Origin of the sequence: Arsenophonus sp. aPb, from assembly GCF_029873475.1 — a bacterium.
Classification (GTDB): Bacteria; Pseudomonadota; Gammaproteobacteria; order Enterobacterales; family Enterobacteriaceae; genus Arsenophonus.
Genome location: NZ_CP123499.1, coordinates 235109 through 256001, shown reverse-complemented (window position 1 = coordinate 256001; position 20893 = coordinate 235109). Strand labels below are relative to the sequence as shown.

The 20893-nt window shown below is 37.8% G+C and carries 18 protein-coding genes; 6 read left to right on the top strand and 12 right to left on the bottom strand.

Annotated features, from left to right (window positions below):
- Positions 1-119: 119 nt before the first annotated feature.
- The 4 genes from QE177_RS01065 to recQ all read right to left on the bottom strand — a co-directional run bounded on the left by QE177_RS01065 (position 120) and on the right by recQ (position 4851).
- Positions 120-902: a tetratricopeptide repeat protein gene (locus QE177_RS01065; RefSeq protein ID WP_280550918.1), complete on the bottom strand. Its 783-nt coding sequence runs from the start codon at positions 900-902 to the stop codon at positions 120-122.
- A 288-nt stretch (positions 903-1190) separates the two neighbouring features.
- Positions 1191-1997, bottom strand: a complete 807-nt coding sequence (gene yigL, locus QE177_RS01060; protein ID WP_280550917.1) for a sugar/pyridoxal phosphate phosphatase YigL — start codon at positions 1995-1997, stop codon at positions 1191-1193.
- 17 nt (positions 1998-2014) lie between these two features.
- Entirely contained in the window at positions 2015-3010 is a 996-nt protein-coding gene (gene pldB, locus QE177_RS01055; protein WP_280550916.1) for a lysophospholipase L2, read from the bottom strand.
- Between the two features lie 14 nt (positions 3011-3024).
- A complete protein-coding gene (gene recQ / locus QE177_RS01050; RefSeq protein ID WP_280550914.1) occupies positions 3025-4851 on the bottom strand; it encodes an ATP-dependent DNA helicase RecQ in 1827 nt (608 codons plus the stop codon).
- Between the two features lie 254 nt (positions 4852-5105).
- On the opposite strand from recQ, the gene QE177_RS01045 reads away from it, so the two are divergent.
- Positions 5106-5576 (top strand): thioesterase family protein, encoded by a 471-nt coding sequence (locus QE177_RS01045; protein ID WP_280550913.1) that lies wholly within the window; start codon positions 5106-5108, stop codon positions 5574-5576.
- A 112-nt stretch (positions 5577-5688) separates the two neighbouring features.
- Here QE177_RS01045 and corA read toward each other — a convergent pair whose 3' ends face one another.
- The 7 genes from corA to QE177_RS01010 form a co-directional block, all read right to left on the bottom strand.
- Entirely contained in the window at positions 5689-6639 is a 951-nt protein-coding gene (gene corA, locus QE177_RS01040) for a magnesium/cobalt transporter CorA (protein ID WP_280550912.1), read from the bottom strand.
- A 95-nt stretch (positions 6640-6734) separates the two neighbouring features.
- A complete protein-coding gene (uvrD, locus tag QE177_RS01035; protein WP_280550911.1) occupies positions 6735-8906 on the bottom strand; it encodes a DNA helicase II in 2172 nt (723 codons plus the stop codon).
- A gap of 55 nt (positions 8907-8961) precedes the next feature.
- On the bottom strand, positions 8962-9678 hold the full coding sequence (gene yigB / locus QE177_RS01030; protein WP_280550910.1) for a 5-amino-6-(5-phospho-D-ribitylamino)uracil phosphatase YigB: 717 nt from the start codon (positions 9676-9678) through the stop codon (positions 8962-8964).
- On the bottom strand, positions 9679-10593 hold the full coding sequence (gene xerC / locus QE177_RS01025) for a tyrosine recombinase XerC (RefSeq protein ID WP_280550909.1): 915 nt from the start codon (positions 10591-10593) through the stop codon (positions 9679-9681).
- A complete protein-coding gene (locus QE177_RS01020; protein WP_280550908.1) occupies positions 10590-11294 on the bottom strand; it encodes a DUF484 domain-containing protein in 705 nt (234 codons plus the stop codon). The genes xerC and QE177_RS01020 overlap by 4 nt, the downstream gene beginning before the upstream one ends.
- A 28-nt stretch (positions 11295-11322) precedes the next feature.
- On the bottom strand, positions 11323-12147 hold the full coding sequence (gene dapF / locus QE177_RS01015) for a diaminopimelate epimerase (protein WP_280550907.1): 825 nt from the start codon (positions 12145-12147) through the stop codon (positions 11323-11325).
- 41 nt (positions 12148-12188) lie between these two features.
- Positions 12189-12368 carry a lipoprotein gene (locus QE177_RS01010; protein ID WP_280550906.1) on the bottom strand — a complete coding sequence of 60 codons (180 nt, stop codon included), beginning with the start codon at positions 12366-12368 and terminating at the stop codon, positions 12189-12191.
- A gap of 85 nt (positions 12369-12453) precedes the next feature.
- On the opposite strand from QE177_RS01010, the gene cyaY reads away from it, so the two are divergent.
- Positions 12454-12777 carry an iron donor protein CyaY gene (gene cyaY / locus QE177_RS01005; RefSeq protein WP_280550905.1) on the top strand — a complete coding sequence of 108 codons (324 nt, stop codon included), beginning with the start codon at positions 12454-12456 and terminating at the stop codon, positions 12775-12777.
- 32 nt (positions 12778-12809) lie between these two features.
- Here cyaY and QE177_RS01000 read toward each other — a convergent pair whose 3' ends face one another.
- Complete coding sequence (locus QE177_RS01000; RefSeq protein WP_280550904.1) at positions 12810-15377, bottom strand: class I adenylate cyclase; 2568 nt, start codon at positions 15375-15377, stop codon at positions 12810-12812.
- Between the two features lie 557 nt (positions 15378-15934).
- Between QE177_RS01000 and hemC the strand changes: the two genes are divergently transcribed.
- The 4 genes from hemC to hemY are packed head-to-tail and all read left to right on the top strand — an operon-like array spanning position 15935 to position 20066.
- A complete protein-coding gene (gene hemC, locus QE177_RS00995; protein WP_280550903.1) occupies positions 15935-16876 on the top strand; it encodes a hydroxymethylbilane synthase in 942 nt (313 codons plus the stop codon).
- Positions 16873-17610, top strand: coding sequence for a uroporphyrinogen-III synthase (hemD, locus tag QE177_RS00990; protein ID WP_280550902.1), 738 nt, complete (start codon positions 16873-16875; stop codon positions 17608-17610). Before hemC ends, hemD begins: the two co-directional genes overlap by 4 nt.
- 21 nt (positions 17611-17631) lie before the next feature.
- Positions 17632-18876, top strand: coding sequence for a uroporphyrinogen-III C-methyltransferase (hemX, locus tag QE177_RS00985; RefSeq protein ID WP_280550901.1), 1245 nt, complete (start codon positions 17632-17634; stop codon positions 18874-18876).
- On the top strand, positions 18873-20066 hold the full coding sequence (hemY, locus tag QE177_RS00980; protein WP_280550900.1) for a protoheme IX biogenesis protein HemY: 1194 nt from the start codon (positions 18873-18875) through the stop codon (positions 20064-20066). The genes hemX and hemY overlap by 4 nt, the downstream gene beginning before the upstream one ends.
- The last annotated feature ends 827 nt before the right edge of the window (positions 20067-20893 follow it).

The following is a 20893-nucleotide window of genomic DNA, read 5'->3' as shown; positions in this document are numbered from 1 at the left end:
CCATTAAATAATAGGAATAAATCGCATAAAATTTAAACCAAATATATCATGTTTATTTTTAAAATAAATATAATATAATTTTAATATATAACGAATTTAATCTAGTAATTAATTTATTTTTAATCAATTGGGGTGGGGTACTTTTTAATATAACGTTCAGCTAATGCCTCTGCTGCCTTCATTTCTTTAACAGAAAATAATTTTCCGATCTTATCATGAAATTTTTGACTTTCTTTATTACCATTACAAGCGGCAGTAGCTAACCATGCATAGGCCTTTTTATTATCTTTATTAACACCGTATCCCTCTGCATACATGACACCTAAACGATCCTGAGCTTTAGCATACCCCTGTTTTGCGGCGTGCTTGAACCAATAGACGGCTTTTTTGTAATCTTTTATCACACCGTTGCCAATACTATACATTAATCCCAAATTAAATTGTGCCAATGCATAACCCCCTTTTGATGCTTGCTCAAACCAATATGCCGCTTCTGGTAAATTTCGTTTCACACCTAATCCATGAGCATACATAGTAGCCATATTGCTTTGCGCACGAACATGCTGTTGGATTGCTGCCCTTTGGTACCATTCTATTGCCTGATCATAATTACGCCTGACACCAAAACCATTAACATACATGGTCGCGAGCCTAAACTGAGCATCTGCATTACCTAATTCAGCAGATTTCAAATACCAAACAACAGACTGTTTGAAATCTTGAGAAATTCCTTGTCCACGAAAATATTTTTCCCCCAATTCATACTGTGCTTTATCATTACCTTGTTCAGCTAATTGCTGTAATTGCGTTATTACATTAGATTTTGTATTTGTTATATCAGCAGAGACTAAAGAACCATAACTCAATATTCCTAGCGTAAATACCAGAATTAATTTTCTCATATCGCCAGCTCCTTTTTATAACTAACGCTTCAAAAATTATACTAAGATAATAGTTAATCTTAGTATCCCTTTATTTCGCACTATAAAAAGCAAAAATAGATTTAAGCAATTTATTTTCCATAATATAAATATAAGTCATAATAAATTTTAAAAATTCATTATTAATTGACTTGTTGATATAATTAAAAAACAAAATCACTTTAGCAAATTAATAATAAATTATTTTGTTTTTTTCTAAAGTGAATTTTCGTAACCTCAATTTAGATGGTTTTTATCTGCAGCAAATATTTAAATACCACTATAAAGTCGACGCAAGTAATAAGAAACGGCTTCTTCTTCATTAGAACCAATTATTTCCATATCGGGTAAATTATCTCGCAATAATTGATGTGAGTTTTTCATAATGCAGCCTTTTCCCGCCATCGTTAACATTTCATAATCATTCATTCCATCACCAAAAGCGATACAATCCTGCAAAGTATAGCCTAATAAATCCGCGACCTGCTTTAGTGCATTTCCTTTGGAAACACTACCATTCATAACCTCTAAACAACTTGGTAACGAAAAACTAACGTTGACACTGTCGCCCCAACGATTTCTTATTTGTTCCTGTAATCGCAATAATTGCTGATGATCTTCACAAGTAAAATAGACTTTGCTCACATCGGTCGTAGAAAAATTATCGCGCTCAAAAAGTTGATAGTGAAAAATAGACTCTTGAAAAAATGCTTTTTGTTCTGGGCTCTCCCGATTAATTAACCAATTATTGCTAGAATAATAGTTTGTCAGAATATTTGGATTATCAAACTCCATTAGACAGAGCTCATGAACAATATTAGGATCAAGATTATGCTTTAAGATAAGCTCGCCATTAGTATTATGTACCCTAGCACCATTAGATGTGATCATATAAGCATTAATACCTAACCCATTACGGATCTGATCAACATCAATATAGTGGCGACCCGTAGCGAAAATGAAATGAATATTTTTTTCTGCTAATAATTTTAACGTTTCTTTTGTATAAAGCGGTAAAGTGTGGTCAGGAGATAGTAAAGTACCATCTAAATCTGAAGCAACAACAGAATACGTCATTGTTTTTCCTTGGTTAATCAATGTTGATCAAAAAAATCACAAATTGCATTAAGTGCCATAGCACGTAACACATCGTTTTCAAATAATATTTCGTGGTCTGCCCCTTCTATAATTAAAGGTAGCTTTTCCTCTCTTCCCATCTGCATTTTTTGTCGAGCGATACAAAATTTCTGAATATCCCGATTACTAACAACCTTATCTTCACTCGCTTGTAATAGCATAAGCGGAACCTCAATTTCTCCCGCTTTTTCAATTAAACTAGTGCAAAACTGTAGACTTTCTCCGATCCAATGATAAGTTGGACCACCAATACGTAATTCAGGATAATCGGCATAATAACGTAAATAACGCCGATAACGTTCATAGCTATGGGTCAATATGTTAATAATATAGGGTAATGGCTGCCATTTACCGGTTGATACTGCATAATCATCACGGGTATTATCGCTCGCCTCTGCACATTGAATGATAAAATTTGCCAACCAACGTGAGACCGGTAAATTAATGCCCATCATCGGAGCACATAAAACCGCGGCATTAAAAGTCAGACTATCTCTTAACAGATAGCCACCGAGAATAGCCCCTCCCATTGAATGGGAGAGTGCATAACGACGTGAATAGTATCGTGGCTTAATCTCAAGGGTGATAAAAGATTCAAAATCATCAATATAATCAGTAAATTTTTCGACATGTCCCTTTTGAGGATCGGCCAACATTCTTCCCGATCGACCTTGTCCACGATGATCTATGATAAAAATATCATAACCAAGATGATAAAAATCATAAGCAACTTCAGGATATTTTACATAACTTTCACTACGTCCGGGCAAAATAACAATCGCTTTATCATGCTGAGCCGAACAAAGTTTTACATAACGAATAGGGATATTATCGACGCCAATAAATTCTGCTTCATCACGCATTTTCCAAAAATCTAAAAGCGGGCCATTAGCAAAAGCTAAAAACTGAGATTCACGCGTCAGCCAACTCGCTTTTAGCATGTCAGGCGTCATAATTGCTCCTAAATTCATTCAAAACCAGCCAGATGATCACGAATCAATGTCATGAATGCTTCTCCAAAGCGCGCTAATTTTCTTTGGCCTACACCATTAATCAATAGTAATTCATTCGGCTGGACAGGATATCGCTCCGCCATCTCTATTAAAGTGGCATCGTTAAAAACAACAAAAGGTGGAATATTTTCTTCATTCGCAATGACTTTTCGCAATTGACGTAATTTAGCAAATAATTTTTTATCGTAATGGCTTTGGTAGTTTTTATTTTGCTGATTACGGCTTTTTTTCGATAAGACTCTAGCAACAGCCAGCTGTAATGGCACCTGGCCACGCAATACAGGTCGAGCAGCTTCTGTTAATTGTAATGCTGAAAAATGGGCAATATTTTGGCTCACTAACCCCATATGTATAAGTTGCCGACACACACTCACCCAATGCTCATGACTCTGTTCTTTACCTAAGCTATAAACTGGCAACTTATCATGGCCAAATTCACGAATACGTTGATGATTCGCACCGCGCAAAATGTCAACAATATAGCCGATACCAAAACGCTGCCCTGTTCGATAAATACAAGAAAGTACTTTCTGAGCATCAATTAGGCCATCATACCGTTTCGGTGGATCTAAACAAATATCGCAGTTACCACAAGGTTGCTGCCGATTTTCACCAAAATAATTTAACAATACTAGTCGGCGACAGGTTTGCGCCTCGGCAAAAGCGCTCATAGCATTCAATTTATGACGTTCAATCTCTTGCAATTGTCCGGCCGGCTTTTCAGCTAAACAACGACGCAACCAAGATAAATCAGCAGGATCATAAAATAAGATTGCCTCTGCAGCTAAGCCATCACGCCCAGCTCTTCCCGTTTCTTGATAATAAGATTCTATATTACGGGCAATATCAAAATGGACGACAAAACGGACATTGGACTTATTAATTCCCATACCAAATGCCACCGTTGCTACCACCACTTGCAAGTTATCTTTTTGAAAAGCATCCTGTACTTTGGCGCGTTGCGTATTATCAAGACCAGCATGATAAGCCGCCGCACTTAAACCGCGTTTATGCAATCGCTCAGCTGTCTCTTCCGCTTTACTGCGACTATTGCAATAAACAATACCACTGTTACCTTTTTGTCCTTTAATAAAAAACCAAAGTTGATCAAGAGGCTTATATTTTTCTACTAAAGTATAACGAATATTAGGTCGATCGAAGCTGCTAATATGGACAAGTGGTTCACACAGCTCAAGCCCGTGAATAATATCATTACGCGTTGTTTGATCCGCAGTGGCGGTTAAGGCAATAACCGGTAACTGTGGAAAGCGACGCCGCAATAACCCTAATGCTTGATATTCAGGACGAAAATCATGTCCCCACTGTGAAATACAATGGGCTTCATCGACAGCCAATAAAACCGGATTTAATTTTGGCAATTGATCAAGAAAATTATCCATAACCAACCGTTCTGGAGCAATATAAAGTAATTTTATTTTGCCTTGTCGACAATACTCAATAACCTGCTTTTGCTGTTGCCCAGTTTGGCTTGAATTAAGATAACTAGCTTCAATACCATACTGAGAAAGCTGATCAACTTGATCTTTCATTAATGAAATTAGGGGGGAAACCACTATTGTTAAGCCGGGTAAAATTAAAGCAGGTATTTGATAACAGAGAGATTTTCCTCCCCCAGTTGGCATGACGACCAAACAATCTTGATTTGTAAGTATAGTATTAATAATTTGTTCTTGGCCTGGCCGAAATTGCTGATAACCAAAAATCTGCTGCAACACTTGCCGAGCCGGGGATGTAATATTGATAATTTCCGCAGTAGACACTGGTATCCTTAATAAACGTGACTAATCAATTTTGATAAAAAGCGGTAAATAAATATATGCTACCTGACTCTGATAAGAATTACAGCATCTCATTAGTTTCCGCTAAAAAATAAAACGTTAAAAGAAAAAAGATCACTCCGTACTAAATAACTATTTATTTTTGCCAGTTTATGCATCAAATCATAGAAAAACCGTTAATCTTTGCATAGTATCAACCATTAATTAACATAATATCTAATAATAAGAGAATATTTATGAATACGCCTACCTTTACATTTGACGATGCACAGAAACTTATCATTGCAAAATTTATTCATGAGATGCCGTTCAACCAATTATTAGGTCTTGAGGTGTTATGCTTTGATAAAACACAGATCAAGTTAGTTTTTAACAATAAACCAGAATTGATAGGAAACTTTGAACAGCAGATCTTACATGGTGGTGTCATTGCTTCAGTATTAGATGTTGCCAGCGGCTTAGTTTGCATTGGTAATGTATTAAACCGAATGACATCATTTTCAAAAGAAGCGCTCAGAAAACGCTTATCAACGATTGGCACCATCGATTTAAATATTAATTATTTGCATCCTGGTCGTGGTAAAAAATTTATTGCTAGTGGAAAAATCATTCGCACGGGTAATAAGATCTCCGTTGCCCGAGCCGAATTGCATAATGAAGAAAATAAACATATCGCAACCGGCATAGCCACTTACTTAGTGGGTTAAAATAACCAAGCTAGCAAACCATAAAATCTATATTAAATAAACGCTATATGAAGCTTAAGTTATCAAGTTGGCCTTTCGCTGTATTCAAGTTTTCTTTCATCGTCTGATAAATTCAGAGCCAATTTTTACGTTTAAAATAAAGATAGGGTGCCAGCCCGGCGATAATCATCAATATAATTGCTGCCGGATAGCCAAAACGCCATCCTAATTCAGGCATAAATTCAAAATTCATACCGTAACTGGACGCCACCAGCGTTGGCGGTAAAAAAACCACAGAAACAACGGAGAAAATTTTAATAATACGACTCTGTTCAATATTAATAAAACCCATCGCTGCTTGCATAAGAAAGTTTACTTTTTGAAATAGCGATTCATTATGGGGTAACAGTGATTCAATATCACGTAAAATATCTCTTGCTTGCTCTAACTGACCTGCCGGCAATCTTGCCCGGCGGATCAAAAAATTTAATGCTCGTTGACTATCCATCAAACATAATCGCACTTTCCAGCCAATATCTTCTTGTTCCGCTAAATTAGAAAGCGCACTATCAAGTTCATCACCTTGTTTACCTTCCAGAATAATTCGGCTTAACGATTCCAAAACGCTATAAATATTTTCTATTACATCAGCAAGTTGTTCAATTTTAGTTTCAAATAAATCTAAAAATAACTCATAAGCATTAGCATCGATCAGTTTTTGACTTCTTGAACGCATACGATACAAACGAAAAGCCGGCAGATCACGCTCCCGTAACGTATATAAGCGACCATCACGAAAAGTGAAAGCAACTGTCGAATTACCAACATGTTCATCGCTATCTTGATAATAAAAAAATGAATGAATATGTAAACCATCTTCATCCTCAAAAAAACGAGCCGAAGCTTCAATATCGGTTAATTCAGATGGGGTTACTAATAATTGTTTCAATTCAGTTTGTACTGTTTGCCGCTCTTTCTCATCAGGCTCCATTAAATCAATCCATACAGCATCTATCAGTTTTTCACCTTCATCAAGTTCCAGACGAGACAAACGATGGTTGTCTAATTTAAATGCCAGCAGCATATTATGGCGCCTCCTTTAGAACCCCAAATAGTAAAATAAATAGAGGATTAATTAGTCACAAAAATACTAGATCCTGCAAGCAATAATGTGTTCAGTTATTGCAACTCTAATTTGGCGTAAGCGGCAACCAGCCATTTAATCCCTTCGCCCTGAAATGCTATCTGCAAGCGACAACGCTCACCATCTCCTTCCAAATTAATAATAGTTCCTTCACCAAACTTAGGATGACGCACCCGTTGACCTAATGCATATCCACTATCATTCTGATTAATTGGGGTACCAAGTCGTTGATGGCTAATTGGACGTGAAACCGTTGCACGTAAACGAACTTCTTCGATACATTCTGTGGGTAATTCAGCAATAAAACGCGAAGGACGATGGTAAACTTCTTTACCATATAATCGACGGCTTTCCGCATAAGTCAGCGTCAATTTCTCCATTGCTCGAGTCAATCCAACATAAGCTAACCGTCGTTCTTCTGCCAGCCGTCCGCTCTCTTCCGCACTCATTTGACTTGGAAACATACCTTCTTCCATACCCACAATAAAGACCAATGGGAACTCTAGACCTTTTGCCGAATGTAGCGTCATTAACTGAACGGCATCCTGATGTAGCTCCGCCTGCCCTTCACCCGACTCCAACGCAGCATGAGACAAAAATGCTTGTAGTGGCATGAGATCTTGATCTTCTTCTTGATAGCTAAATTGACGAGTAGCAGTGACTAACTCCTCAAGGTTTTCAATACGCGCTTGCGCTTTTTCACCTTTTTCCTGCTCATACATTGCCCGCAGACCTGAGTCGCGGATCACTCGGTCAGTTTGAACATGTAACGGCATATCCATCGTTTCTTTAGCCAATGCATCAATTAACTCAAGAAACCGTTCAATTGCCCCCGCCGCCCGGCCGGCAAGGACTTTCTCTCTTAATAAATATTCACAACTTTCCCAAAGCGTGAGTTGTTTCTCGCGTGCCGCCTGACGAACAGTGTCTAATGTTCGTTCTCCTATGCCGCGAGTGGGCGTATTAACCACTCGTTCAAATGATGCATCATCATTGCGATTGGCAACCAAACGTAAATAAGAGAGCGCGTCTTTAATTTCTTGCCGCTCAAAAAAGCGTTGGCCGCCATAAATTCGATAAGGCATTGAAGACTGCAACAAGGCCTCTTCAAGTACACGTGATTGGGCATTGCTACGATAAAGAATCGCACACTGTTTTAAATGGCCACCTTTCTCATGCCATTGCTTAATGCGACTAACTACATAACGCGCTTCATCTAACTCATTAAAGCCACAATAAAGCGAGATAGGTTCACCATCAGCCCCTTCTGTCCAGAGATTTTTCCCTAATCGATTATTATTATTTGCAATCAATGCGTTAGCCGACTTCAAGATATTATTAGTCGAACGATAATTTTGTTCCAGCCGAATAGTTTCCGCTGCCGGAAAATCTTGCAAGAAACGTTGAATATTTTCTACTTGCGCGCCACGCCAACCATAAATTGACTGATCATCATCGCCAACAATCATCACCTTACCGGTATCACCGGCCAAAACACGTATCCAGGCATACTGGATACTATTAGTATCTTGAAATTCATCAACCAGAATATTGGTAAAGCGATCACGATAATGTTGTAGTATATGTGGTTTATTCAGCCACAACTCATGGGCACGCAATAAAAGTTCAGCAAAGTCAACTAATCCGGCCCGATCACACGCCTCCTGATAAGCCTGATAAACTCGCAACCAAGTTGCTTCAGTTGGATTACCATAACTCTCAATATACTGGGGCCTTAATCCTTCATCCTTCTTTGCGTTGATGTACCACATAGCCTGACGTGGTGGCCACTTACTCTCATCTAAATTGAGGGCTTTGATAATTCTACGTAATAAGCGATATTGATCATCACTATCTAAGATTTGGAAATCTTGCGGTAAATTGGCATCCAAGTAGTGAGCGCGCAACAGGCGATGGGCCAGGCCATGGAAAGTTCCTACCCACATACCGCCTTGATCGCCACCTAATAACGCATTGATACGATGACGCATCTCAGCCGCCGCTTTATTGGTAAACGTCACTGCCATAATAGAGAAAGGCGAAACCTTATCAACCGCCAGTAACCAAGCTATTCGATGAACAAGTACCCGTGTTTTACCACTACCAGCGCCGGCAAGTATTAGCATATTCGTTCTAGGTGCCGCAACGGCTTCGCGTTGCTTATCATTTAAGTTTTCAAGTAAATATGAGGCGTTCATGGTTACCATTAAATTAAGAGTGCAGTCAATGAATCACTACTGTGTTTTTAACCAGATAAGAAGATTATACCAGCGTAATGAGTGAAGCCAAACCGGTTATCTCAACATGAGGCAATATGTCATTCTTATTGGCGGTTAGTAAGTTGCTATTATTAGTATTGATCCAACAAGCTTGCATGCCACTGTGTAAAGCCCCTTGAATATCCGTTGTTAAATCATCACCTACATGCAAAATTTTATCCAATACAATATTAAATTTCTGCGCGGCAAGATAATACATATCACTAAACGGCTTAGCGCGTCCATCTGGCCCCGCTTTTAAAATAAATTGAAAATAATCGCCTAATCCGCAAGCATAAGGATCTGCATTGCCATTAGTAATGGCCGCTAGTGGGACTTTTTCGGCTAAGGTAGATAAAGTTTTGTGGGTTAATTCTGGGATGACGATTTGACTACGCCAATAAGAAAAGTGTGCCATTATATCGTCAGCACCACTAGCAGATCCTTCTCGATCGTAACCATAATGACAGAGCAACGCTTTCACTGCTAACCAACGCCACTGTGTGACATCATGATAAATTTCAGGATACTGATTAACAATTAACGTTTGATAGTTCTTTAAATCAGCAAATTGAAGCTTATTAAAGCGATAGTCATAGCAACGAATAAAATTTAACAGCTCCTGTTCCGTTTTATCTATAACAGGACGATTATCATACAGTGTATCATCCAAATCAAAAGTAATCGCTGCAATAGGCGCTAATTGCCGATAAATGCGCATTCAAGGTTTCTCCCTTTTTGCCCTTGGATGAGCCACATCATAAACCTTGGCTAAATGCTGAAAATCTAGATGAGTATAAACTTGGGTGGTAGAAAGATTAGCGTGTCCAAGTAACTCTTGAACTGCCCTCAAATCTCCGCTTGATTCCAAGATGTGAGTGGCAAAAGAGTGACGAAGTTTGTGAGGATGAATATGACTTCTAACCCCCTGACGAATTCCCCATAACGCAAAACGCTTTTGTACATTACGAGCAGAAATGCGTTTGCCTCTTTGTATTGAGATAAAAACCGCCTCGTCTTGCCTAGCATATTGCTGACGCATCTCAAGCCAGCGAATTAACCATTCTACAGCTATACGTCCTAATGGTACTTTCCGCTCTTTACTACCCTTTCCCATAACGCGAACTTCACCACTTTGTAAATCCAAATGTTGGCAATTTAAATTAATCAGCTCAGATAAACGTAATCCTGCACCATACATTACTTCCAACATGGTTCGATCACGTACAGATAAAGGATCTGCTAAATCAATATTTAGCAACTGATTGACTTCATCTACATCGATATTTTTAGGTAAATGACGTTTATTTTTTGGTGTTCTGACTGTCTTAGCTGGATTAGCGGTTATTATGCCCTGCCCAACTAACCAATCTAAAAAACTTCTTAATGACGAAAGACGTAAAGCAAGACTCGCGGCCTGCAATCCTTGCCGGCGACACTTTGCAACCATCATACGAACATGTGATGTCTCTAATTGTGTCCAAACATTGATGTTCATATCTATAGCCATATCCACTAATACGGCTAACTGACGTTGATAATTAATAATCGTCACTGGGCTTAGCTGCCGTTCTACACGTAAGTAACGTAAAAAATCGTCAATTTGTTGCTGCAAGCTTTGCCGTGTTGCATTCATGCCCGTGTTACCCAGCGCAAAAGCAGATCGGGTAATAATTTGGCTAAATGGTCAAGCATGGTCGTTCCCATACCTTTTTGATAATGTTGGATATCACGACTAGTAAAGATCACCATCCCTAAATTACCATAAAGTCCTAATAAAGAAACAGCCACCGAACCAACATGATTTGCGTCTGGCATTAATAACATTATTTCGGGATTATTTAACGTACCAAGATAGTGATTTTTTTCACCAAATCGCTGAATACGGACAGGCTCAAAAGCTTGACGTGAAATCATAACTTTTTGTGCATCCATCGGTACACCTAGCTGCCAACAATCACTAAACAAACGAATATAAGCACCACTCAAACCAAAACTTCTTGACCAGGCATATAAACGTTGCTGAAAATCGGCAAAGTCATCTGCCGTTGATAGCTGAATAACCAATTTTAACAGTCGATTAAAGAGTATTTCATTATTGCGAGCCTGCTCAACCAAGAGTTGCATATCCTGCTCTAGATTTTGGATACAAACTCGTTGACGCTTCATAGACCATTCAACTAATGAAACCGCGTGATGAACAGGATGAGGAACCCGCATCTGTTCAACAGTAGCGGCATTGCGAATAAAAAAATGAGGATTGCTTTTCAGATATTCCACGACAGTCTGATCATCTAACAGAGGTTGAGGATCAAATGCTGCTTCTTTTTTATCCATAATAAAAGACCTTTTAACCAAACAAAACCTAGAAATGAATAACACCATCATAAACATGTGTCGCTGGGCCTGTCATAAACAGAGGATGACCCAATCCATTCCAACGAATTTTTAGCATGCCACCAGGTAAATCAACACGGACACTTTTTCTTAATAAACCTTGCTGAATACCGATAGCAACAGCAGCACAGGCACCACTTCCACAAGCCTGTGTCTCTCCTACACCACGTTCATGTACACGTAATCGAATGTGTTCATGATCAATAACCTGCATAAAGCCTATATTAGCCCGCTCAGGAAAACGTTCATGTTTTTCAAGCATCGGTCCCAATAAAGCCACTTCAGCCGTGTCAATATCTTCAACCTGTAATACACAATGAGGGTTGCCGATAGAAACGACTCCACATAATATTGTTTGTTGTTGAGTTCTAATTATATAAGTTTTCTCGGCTTTTTGCGCTTTAAAAGGTACTTTATTTGGCTCAAACTCAGGAACTCCCATATTGACACAAACATCTTCATTTTCTGCTACCGATAATGTCAATCTACCGGATTGAGTACTTACCTTAATATCGCGTTTGTTTGTCAGTTTTTTAAGCCGAACAAAACGCGCAAAACAACGAGCACCATTACCACATTGAGCCACTTCACTACCATCGGCATTAAAAATACGATAATGAAAATCAAGATCAGGATCATAAGGTGCTTCAACAACTAAAAGCTGATCAAATCCAATCCCCCTGTGTCGATCTGATAAACGACAAATAAGCTCAGGAGAAAAATAAACATTTTGAGTAACAGCATCTACCACCATAAAATCGTTACCCAAACCATGCATTTTGGAGAATTGCATTTTCTACTCCATCATAATCAATTGACTATTTTTTCATTAATCTATTGGTGAAGTGTGTCTGTCTGTATCGATTGATGTTCTGTCTCTTTAGACGATATCGTACTTTCAGCCTTTTGTTCAGCTGTTGTTTTTGCTGGAAAATAGAGTGGCCCTTTCAAACCACAGGCAGAAAGTAGGGTTAATAATATCGATATCATAAATAGCCAAATTAATTTTTTCATTATGTTAAAGTCTGCATTCTTAAATCATTATCCTTTATAATCTATAATCGCAGTTAGGCACAAAAAAGCAAATAGGAAATTGAAGATGACAGACACAGAATTTCATCAATTGGTTGATAAATTGATGGATAGAATAGAAGAACAACTTGATCAATATGATGGTAATAATGATATCGATTGCGAAACCCATAGCGGTATTATGACGCTAAGCTTCGAAAATGACAGTAAAATTATTATCAACCGCCAAGAACCACTCCATCAAATATGGCTAGCTACGCGCTCAGGGGGTTACCACTTTAATTATAAGACAGACAATTGGTATTGTGCTCGCAGCAATAAAAATTTTATCCAAATATTAGCCTATGCGATTAGTGAACAAAGTGGTGAACCATTTTCATTTGATCTCTAACAACTAAAAAAAACAAATATCATTCTTTATTATTAATGTATATAAAAACTAACGCCTGATTCTTCACGACAGACATTTTCATTGAACTGTGAATTAGAAAATGAGCCAGACAAATAAGGAATGACTTGATTTTTATCTTCTACTTTTATTATCTGGTAAAATTGCGGTAAATTAAAATTGACTAAATTTGTACGGTAGGTAGAACGATAATGTGATGATGAGTAAAAACGGCTTACATCCCTAACAAGTTCTTCTTTATTTCCTTCACAATGTGAATAAATTTCTACCCGATTTTTTTCATCTAAAATATAGATATTAAAACCATGATTATCTTCTGTATCCTCAAAAAAGAATTGTACAATCCCTTCACTGGCATAACCATCAACAACTAAAGGTAGATGATAAGTTTCTTTGACATTCAATTTTATCGGTAAACCATGTAATTTATTATTAGAAATTGCACCATAAAATTCGACCGCATTTTCCAATTTCTGCACTGAAACATTCAACCGCTCAAAAAATAATCCCCAGGTTTGACCTGCAATACGTAATGCCTTGAAACGCCCCGAGTCATTGCAACTGCTTGAGAGACGGAGTTCAATACATTCTGAAACCAGCTGTTGAACACGTGTACCAATCAACCCTCGCATATGTTGGCTATAACAAAAAACTTCAACCACATCTGGTAGCTCAGCATCTTGATGCATTTTGCCCAAAATAGTTTTTAATGCTTCCAACATAGATTGCTCACCGGAGAAATGTAGTGTTCTCACCTCATTCCAAGAGTTGCGATACAGTAGATCAATACTGCTGACTAAGCATTGTGGTGGATCACCAAAACTTAATATGTCTAATTTACGTAAATCAAAATGGATTATTTGATCAGAAAACACCGCTGTCGGATCTTTCTCTAAATTAACAATAATGGCTAAGTGGCGAATTTCACAGGGGCTATATAAAGCTTTTGGTGTGGGAGCCTGTAAGCGAGTAGGGAAATTTGTGGTTATATCATTAACAAATTGATGTAATTTATTTTCATCACATTGTGATCCACCGTTATGAATATAAATATGAGATTGTTCTGTCAATAAACCATTAAAGTAAGTCCAGGCCACTAATTTACTAAGATAACGGTTATATTCTAACGGTTGATGTCCAATGATAGAATCTATCGTCGGCGCCTTATTATATAAGTACCAACCACTGCGATTCGCGCGCCCGGCAGGAACATAAATAAAAGTGAGATGACTCTCAGATAAATCTGGCGAAATTTGCGGATTAACCAAAGTGACTTTGCCTGGTAATACTTCAAAGGCTGCATACAACTTCCGCGTCAACACGCCAATATCTTGTGGACTTGCACTCACTCGTAAATTATTACGACGTGCAAAGCGAATAAGGTTACGATAACTTTGCATCATGGTATCAAGTAATTCATTATGCGCATCTCGAACCTGCTCTATTTTCCAATAATTTCGCTTGTCGAGGATATTTAATCGCTCTGTACTCCAATCCCATGAAGTAACAAGCTGTGATAATACATGCCTTCGCCAACCATCACTCGCAGAGTTATTGTTTTCACCCGACAATTTTTCACAAACTTTGAGGTAAAAACAGCGACGAATCAAATCAAGACGCTTAAAATCACCGATTTCTATCAAATAACGCGTAACACGTTCTAACATTAAACAATAGGCATCTAGGCCATAAGAAACAATTTCTCCTGCATGCAAGTGTTTCTTAAATTCCATTGCAAGCAACATACCACACGGATAATCCCAGGAATAAGCTTCAAGTAAAATACTTTTCAGCACAGCTTTATAAGGAGAATCAACACTTTTATACAGTTGCCATAAACTTGCACCAAAATACTCTTCAGCTGATAATTCGCCTAAGCCACCTAAATCTAACCATTCATTTGGGGTTAAGACTCCTCGTGCATACAACAATAAAACATATTCATCGTAATTGGTTTCTTCTTCTGCCGGTACCATCATCCATAGTAAACGTTTCCCAGCCATACGAACCGCTGTACGATAAAATTCATCCAACAGTAATATATGTTGTGTCGTTCCGCAATCTTCGCCACTTAGGCTACCACTCGTATGGTGGCGAAAACGATTTTCATCAATTAAAAAGAAAGTAACATCTATACCAAGCGAGGATGCCCATTGCTCAATTAATGTGCATTTTTTTTGTAAAAGTAGTCTTTCTTCTTGATCTAACCACGATTGATGACATACCCAAATATCCAAATCAGAAACATCACTTTGCCCGATTGATGATGTACTTCCCATGGAATAAATACCTGTAATAGGTAATTCACCATTAGTTTGTTGTGAAGGTAGTTCACAAAAGAGATATGCCTCAAACTGCTTTAACCAATTAATTTGTTGAGTATCAGGCGCAAAAAAACAGACACCAGTAGGTACATTACCTTCAATATAACCAGGTAACATAGGATGATGATAATTTAATAAAACTGGTAGCAATCCATATACATGCTTGAACGCTTCATTCATAGAAGATGATGCTCGTTCCAGTCGTAATTGATTGATCGCATCCAATCTTTGCTTCAGTGTCTCAATATAAAGATACAAAAGTTTTGCCTGAATTAATTTTAAAAAATGAATAACCTTAACTCAGTCATTGGTTCCTTTATTATTAGGGAACGATAACAGCGATAAGCTTTTGGAATAGGTTGCTAGAAACGTGATCAATTTAACATTTTGTACCCAAAGCGTAAAGTACATTACCTCTACGTCAACTGTTTATTTTTCACACTAAATGCTTTCCATTCTTTTACATAAAAAATTTTTTTCGTTTCTAAGAATTTCAAATAGATGATCCATATAAAAAAAGAAAACAATTAGTTAAATTTTCTTATTAAATTTTTTATAACTATTTCCCATGATAAATATTCAGATAAATATAAAAAATTTAATTAAATATGTTTTTATTTGCTTACATTCAATAACAAAAAATCATTTTGCCGCCATTGTAACCCTCCTTTTTACTGTCTACAAGCTGTACTATACATTAGCTATATTTATTAAGTGCTCAGCTATAACTGGAAAAAAACTTACCAAAATGTTAAAACTGGCTACCTTTCCTTTATAATTCACTCATAATCTAACTACCTAAGAAAAATAAAAACATGTCAATACAAACACTGCGTATCGCAACAAGGAAAAGTCCATTAGCAATGTGGCAAGCGATTTTCGTAAAAACACAACTAGAAAAACATCATCCAACACTAACGATCGAACTTATTCCCATGAGTACTCAGGGTGATATCCTACTTGATACTCCCCTGGCTAAAATTGGTGGCAAAGGGCTTTTTGTCAAAGAATTAGAAAATGCACTACTAGAAAATCGAGCGGATATTGCTGTTCATTCCATAAAAGATATTCCCGCTACCTTTCCTAATAACTTAGGATTAATGGCTATTTGCCAGCGAGGGGATCCTCGTGATGCTTTTGTATCCAATCAGTATGATTCCCTTGCTACGCTTCCAGCTGGGAGTATTATTGGAACATCAAGCCTACGTCGCCAATGCCAGCTACGTCATACTTATCCCCACTTAGTTATTCAAGATCTGCGTGGTAATGTGGGAACACGGCTGAGTAAATTAGACAATGGGGAATATGATGGTATTATTCTCGCTGTGGCTGGTCTAAAACGTCTTAATTTAGAAACACGGATACGTATGCCTCTGCCACCAGAGCACTCATTACCTGCTGTTGGCCAAGGCGCAATTGGTATTGAATGCCGTCTTGATGACCACCATACACAACATTTTTTAGCGCCGTTACATCATCATGATACGGCTATCTGTATTCAAGCAGAACGAACCGTCAATAATCGATTGCAAGGTGGCTGCCAAGTCCCAATAGGTTGCTATGCTATTTGGCAAAATAAACAAATTTGGCTTAGAGCACTGGTTGGTACGCCCGATGGTAGTCAAATTATTCGTGCAGAAAGATCTTTTAGGCCTGAAGATACTCAACAAATGAGTATTGAACTTGCTGAAGAGTTACTCAATAATGGCGCCAAACAAATTCTTAACAAAATTTTCCCAGGAGCATTTTCTCGATGAGTATATTGGTCACCAGACCAAACCCCAGCGGTGAAAAACTTGTTCAACGTATTAGGTCATTAGGAAAAAAGGCCTTTCATGCCCCACTGATTAAAATTATACCCGGTAATGAACTGGCCCTTCTACCGACTAAATTAGCCAAGCTAACTAACGGTGATCGGGTTTTTTTCTTATCGCCAAACGCAGTTTGGCATGCTAATTCAGCTCTTCATTTAACAGGACGAAAATGGCCTGATACGCTATCCTATTATGGTATAGGGCACTCAACAGCATCCGCTTTTCACCAATTAACTAATTTGCCTATTCAACTATCTCAAGAAGGTGAAACGAGTGAAACATTACTTGAATTACCTGGTTTACAATCACTATTAGGCAAAAAATCTTTGTTATTGCGGGGTAACGGTGGACGTGAACTACTCGCCACCACATTAAAATCGCGCGGAAGCCATATTGATTATTGTGAGTGTTATCAACGTCAACCAATAAAATATGATCGACAAATTTTACAGTTGCAATGGCAACAGGCAAATATTAGAACAATTATTGTTACCAGTGGCGAAATGTTGCATTTATTATTTAACTTAATTACAGATGATGTTAAACCTTGGTTTCTTTCTCGCCATTTAATTGTTGTCAGTGAACGTTTGGCTAGTACTGCTTACCAATTAGGATGGCAATCAGTAAAAGTAGCCAAAAGTGCTAATAATGATGCTTTAATTCAGGCATTAATATAAACCGATATTGAGATATTAATTATGACGGAACAGAATAAACCAAATGCGGCAAATGAAAACACATCAAATGCCTCAACAACAGCAACGCAATCTACAGCCAAAAATGGTACCTCTTATAGGCAAAAGCGTTCTGGTCTGTTTGCTAGTATAATTACTATCGTACTTATTATCATACTGGGTGGTTGTTTCTATTATTATCTTAATCTAAAGCATCAACAAATAGTCAATGAAAGCAGCGAACTACAACAACAAATAAGTGAACTACTACGTCAACAAGAAACAGAAAAACAGCAAATTAACCAATTAGCTGAATCTCAGCGTATTACCCAGTTAGATAAGAAAGAATATGAGCAACAACTTGAACAGCGGGTTGAAGAATTACAAGCACAAATCACAACGCTTTCAAGTACAGATGTAAAACGCTGGTTACTTGCCCAAGCTGATTTCTTGGCCAAAATGGCTGGCCGAAAACTTTGGAATGACTATGATCCCGTTACGGCAATTGCCTTATTAAAAAGTGCTGATTCAAGCCTAGCAGAAATGAATGATCCTAATTTAATTGAGATCCGAAAAACGATTAACAGTGATATCAGTGCGCTATCAGCCATTACCCAAATTGATTATGACGGAATAATTTTAAGACTTAATCAGTTGAGCAGTGATATCGATAATTTACGCATAAATGATAGTGCCCCGGATGGTAAACCCATGGATGAAGATAGTACCGAACTTTCCGACAATATTACTGATTGGAAACAAAATCTTAGCCAAAGTTGGAAAAGTTTTAGTAAAAATTTTATTACCATTCGTCGTAGAGATTCTCATGAGACTCCTTTACTTGCCCCTAATCAGGATATTTACCTACGCGCTAATATTCGAGCACAACTACTGATTGCCGCCCAAGCCGTACCTCGTTATCAAGAGCAAATTTACAAACAATCTTTAGAGCAAGTTTCAACTTGGATCCGGATCTACTTCAATACCAACGACGCAGCAACAAAAGCCTTCCTTACCGAAGTTGATAAGCTAATTGAACAACCTATTACGATGGATATTCCTGGCGAATTAAAAAGTTTATTACTGCTCGATAAAGCGTTACAAAAACGTATTCAAGGACAAATCCCTTCTTCTGCAACACCGATACCGCATAAAACTCAACCAACCAATGAAAAGAAAAAAAATCAAGACATAAAAATAGTGCCCCCTACACCAACAGAAGAGGCGGTGAAGCCATGCAATAAAACCGCGCAGGAGAGAACTGCATGATAAAAGTACTGATCCTTTTTATTGTACTGATTGCTGGCATTATTATTGGTCCCATTGTCGCAGGGCACCAAGGTTATGTACTAATTCAAACCAACAACTACGATATTGAAACCAGTGTAACCGGTTTAATCATTTGTTTTATTATTTTACAATTTATCTTCTGTTTTCTTGGCTGGTGCTATCGTCGTATTCGTGGCACGACATCATTTACCCATAATTGGCTAAAAGGCCGTAAATATCATAAAGCACATAATCAAACGCAAAAAGCATTACTAAAATTAGTGGAAGGTGATTTTTCACAAGTTGAAAAACTACTGACACGTCATGCTGACTATGCAGAACAACCCGTTGTAAACTATCTACTGGCAGCCGAAGCTGCTCAACAACGCGGCGATGAATATCGTACCAATCAGTACCTTGAGCGCGCAGCTGAAGTCGCGGGCAATCATCAACTTCCTGTTGATATTACGCGCGTCCGTATACAACTTGCCGAAGATAAAATTTACGCAGCACGTCACGGTGTCGACAAATTACTGGATCAGGCACCGCGCCACCCTGAAGTCTTAAGAATGGCAGAACAAGCCTATCAGCGGTCCGGGGCTTATCAAGCGCTTATTGAACTTTTGCCTATTATGCAAAAAGAAAAGTTATATAGTGCAGAAGAGATCGATAAATTACGCAAAGATGCCTATAAAGGTTTGATTAATCAATATACGGCTGAAGGTGGCAGCGAAAATCTAAAAGATTGGTGGCGGTCTCAAGGACGTAAAATACGTCATGATCCGGTACTACAATCGATCGTGGCTGCTCGCCTTATTGAATGTGACGATAGTGAAGCAGCTGAAAAAATTATTACTGATGGACTAAAACAGCAATATGATGAACATCTTTTATTGCTGGTCCCTCGTTTACAAATCAGCGATAGCAAAGCAATGAATAAAATCCTGCACAATCTAATAAAACAGTCAAATGGTGCCACTCCCTTACTAAATAGTACGTTAGGTCAACTTGCATTACAGCATGCTGAATGGCAAGAAGCGGAAAAATACCTTAAGTCTGCTTTAGCACAACGCCCTGATGCTCACGACTTTGCTTGGCTTGCTGATGCTTTAGATAAACAACATAAAGCTGAAGAAGCTGCACAAATTCGCCAACATGGCTTACTTTTTTCATTAAAGCATGTAAATTGATAGCTATCTCTTCTGTATTGTTTTGACCTCGCCTCTAACTTTCAGGGGCTTTTTACTTTCATCGATTAATTTGACATTTTTGACATAAAGCTATCTAAATTAAATGGCATCAATGATCCCATTCAATGATCCCATTCAATGATTCCCATTGGATAGAATTTTAGCTTTGTTAAATAATAAAAAAACACCCATCAAAAGATAGGTGTCAAAATACAATCAGGTCTACAGACGGCTTGTGCCTCACTCAACGTTGCGTCCGGTTGGTGATGGATATTATTGCATCGATAACGTGGACAATAGGCACATTAAATTGGCTCTGCGTCATCCTATAGTTTATGATGCGAAACGCAATCACAAGAAGCTGGATGAGCATCTACACTCTATCTAAAGCATAATTCATGCCAGATATCATTTTTATATTCAAAGACACTCTTTTTATCCCTATTGATGAACAGATATTCATCAATCAATCATTGATTGCCTTTTAACAAAATGATTTTACTTACTTTGATTGTCACAACCCACAATACGCATTGCTAAACTGTCTCTCTTTAGAGACGTTATAGAAATATTTATATTTTTTCTTTATTTTTCATGTAATAAGATGTCTCTTTATGGAGACATTAAAAGTTAATTTTGTTGTTAAAACACGACAAACCTTTATAAATACAAAAAAAACAACATTTTAAATACAATTATGCCATTTTTCGCTATAAAAATGTGGCAATCGGCATTGTCAGATAATGAATATAAACTGATTTATCCACACTCATTTGTTTAGCTGAATATAAGGGTATCAACGGCATAGGGACAACTAGATATCTAGC

Coding starts and splice junctions, on each gene's coding strand:
- QE177_RS01065 (WP_280550918.1), bottom strand. CDS start 902: ATGAGAAAATTAATTCTGGTATTTACGCTAGGAATATTGAGTTATGGT.
- yigL (WP_280550917.1), bottom strand. CDS start 1,997: ATGACGTATTCTGTTGTTGCTTCAGATTTAGATGGTACTTTACTATCT.
- pldB (WP_280550916.1), bottom strand. CDS start 3,010: ATGACGCCTGACATGCTAAAAGCGAGTTGGCTGACGCGTGAATCTCAG.
- QE177_RS01045 (WP_280550913.1), top strand. CDS start 5,106: ATGAATACGCCTACCTTTACATTTGACGATGCACAGAAACTTATCATT.
- corA (WP_280550912.1), bottom strand. CDS start 6,639: ATGCTGCTGGCATTTAAATTAGACAACCATCGTTTGTCTCGTCTGGAA.
- uvrD (WP_280550911.1), bottom strand. CDS start 8,906: ATGGTAACCATGAACGCCTCATATTTACTTGAAAACTTAAATGATAAG.
- yigB (WP_280550910.1), bottom strand. CDS start 9,678: ATGCGCATTTATCGGCAATTAGCGCCTATTGCAGCGATTACTTTTGAT.
- xerC (WP_280550909.1), bottom strand. CDS start 10,593: ATGAATGCAACACGGCAAAGCTTGCAGCAACAAATTGACGATTTTTTA.
- QE177_RS01020 (WP_280550908.1), bottom strand. CDS start 11,294: ATGGATAAAAAAGAAGCAGCATTTGATCCTCAACCTCTGTTAGATGAT.
- dapF (WP_280550907.1), bottom strand. CDS start 12,147: ATGCAATTCTCCAAAATGCATGGTTTGGGTAACGATTTTATGGTGGTA.
- QE177_RS01010 (WP_280550906.1), bottom strand. CDS start 12,368: ATGAAAAAATTAATTTGGCTATTTATGATATCGATATTATTAACCCTA.
- cyaY (WP_280550905.1), top strand. CDS start 12,454: ATGACAGACACAGAATTTCATCAATTGGTTGATAAATTGATGGATAGA.
- hemC (WP_280550903.1), top strand. CDS start 15,935: ATGTCAATACAAACACTGCGTATCGCAACAAGGAAAAGTCCATTAGCA.
- hemD (WP_280550902.1), top strand. CDS start 16,873: ATGAGTATATTGGTCACCAGACCAAACCCCAGCGGTGAAAAACTTGTT.
- hemX (WP_280550901.1), top strand. CDS start 17,632: ATGACGGAACAGAATAAACCAAATGCGGCAAATGAAAACACATCAAAT.
- hemY (WP_280550900.1), top strand. CDS start 18,873: ATGATAAAAGTACTGATCCTTTTTATTGTACTGATTGCTGGCATTATT.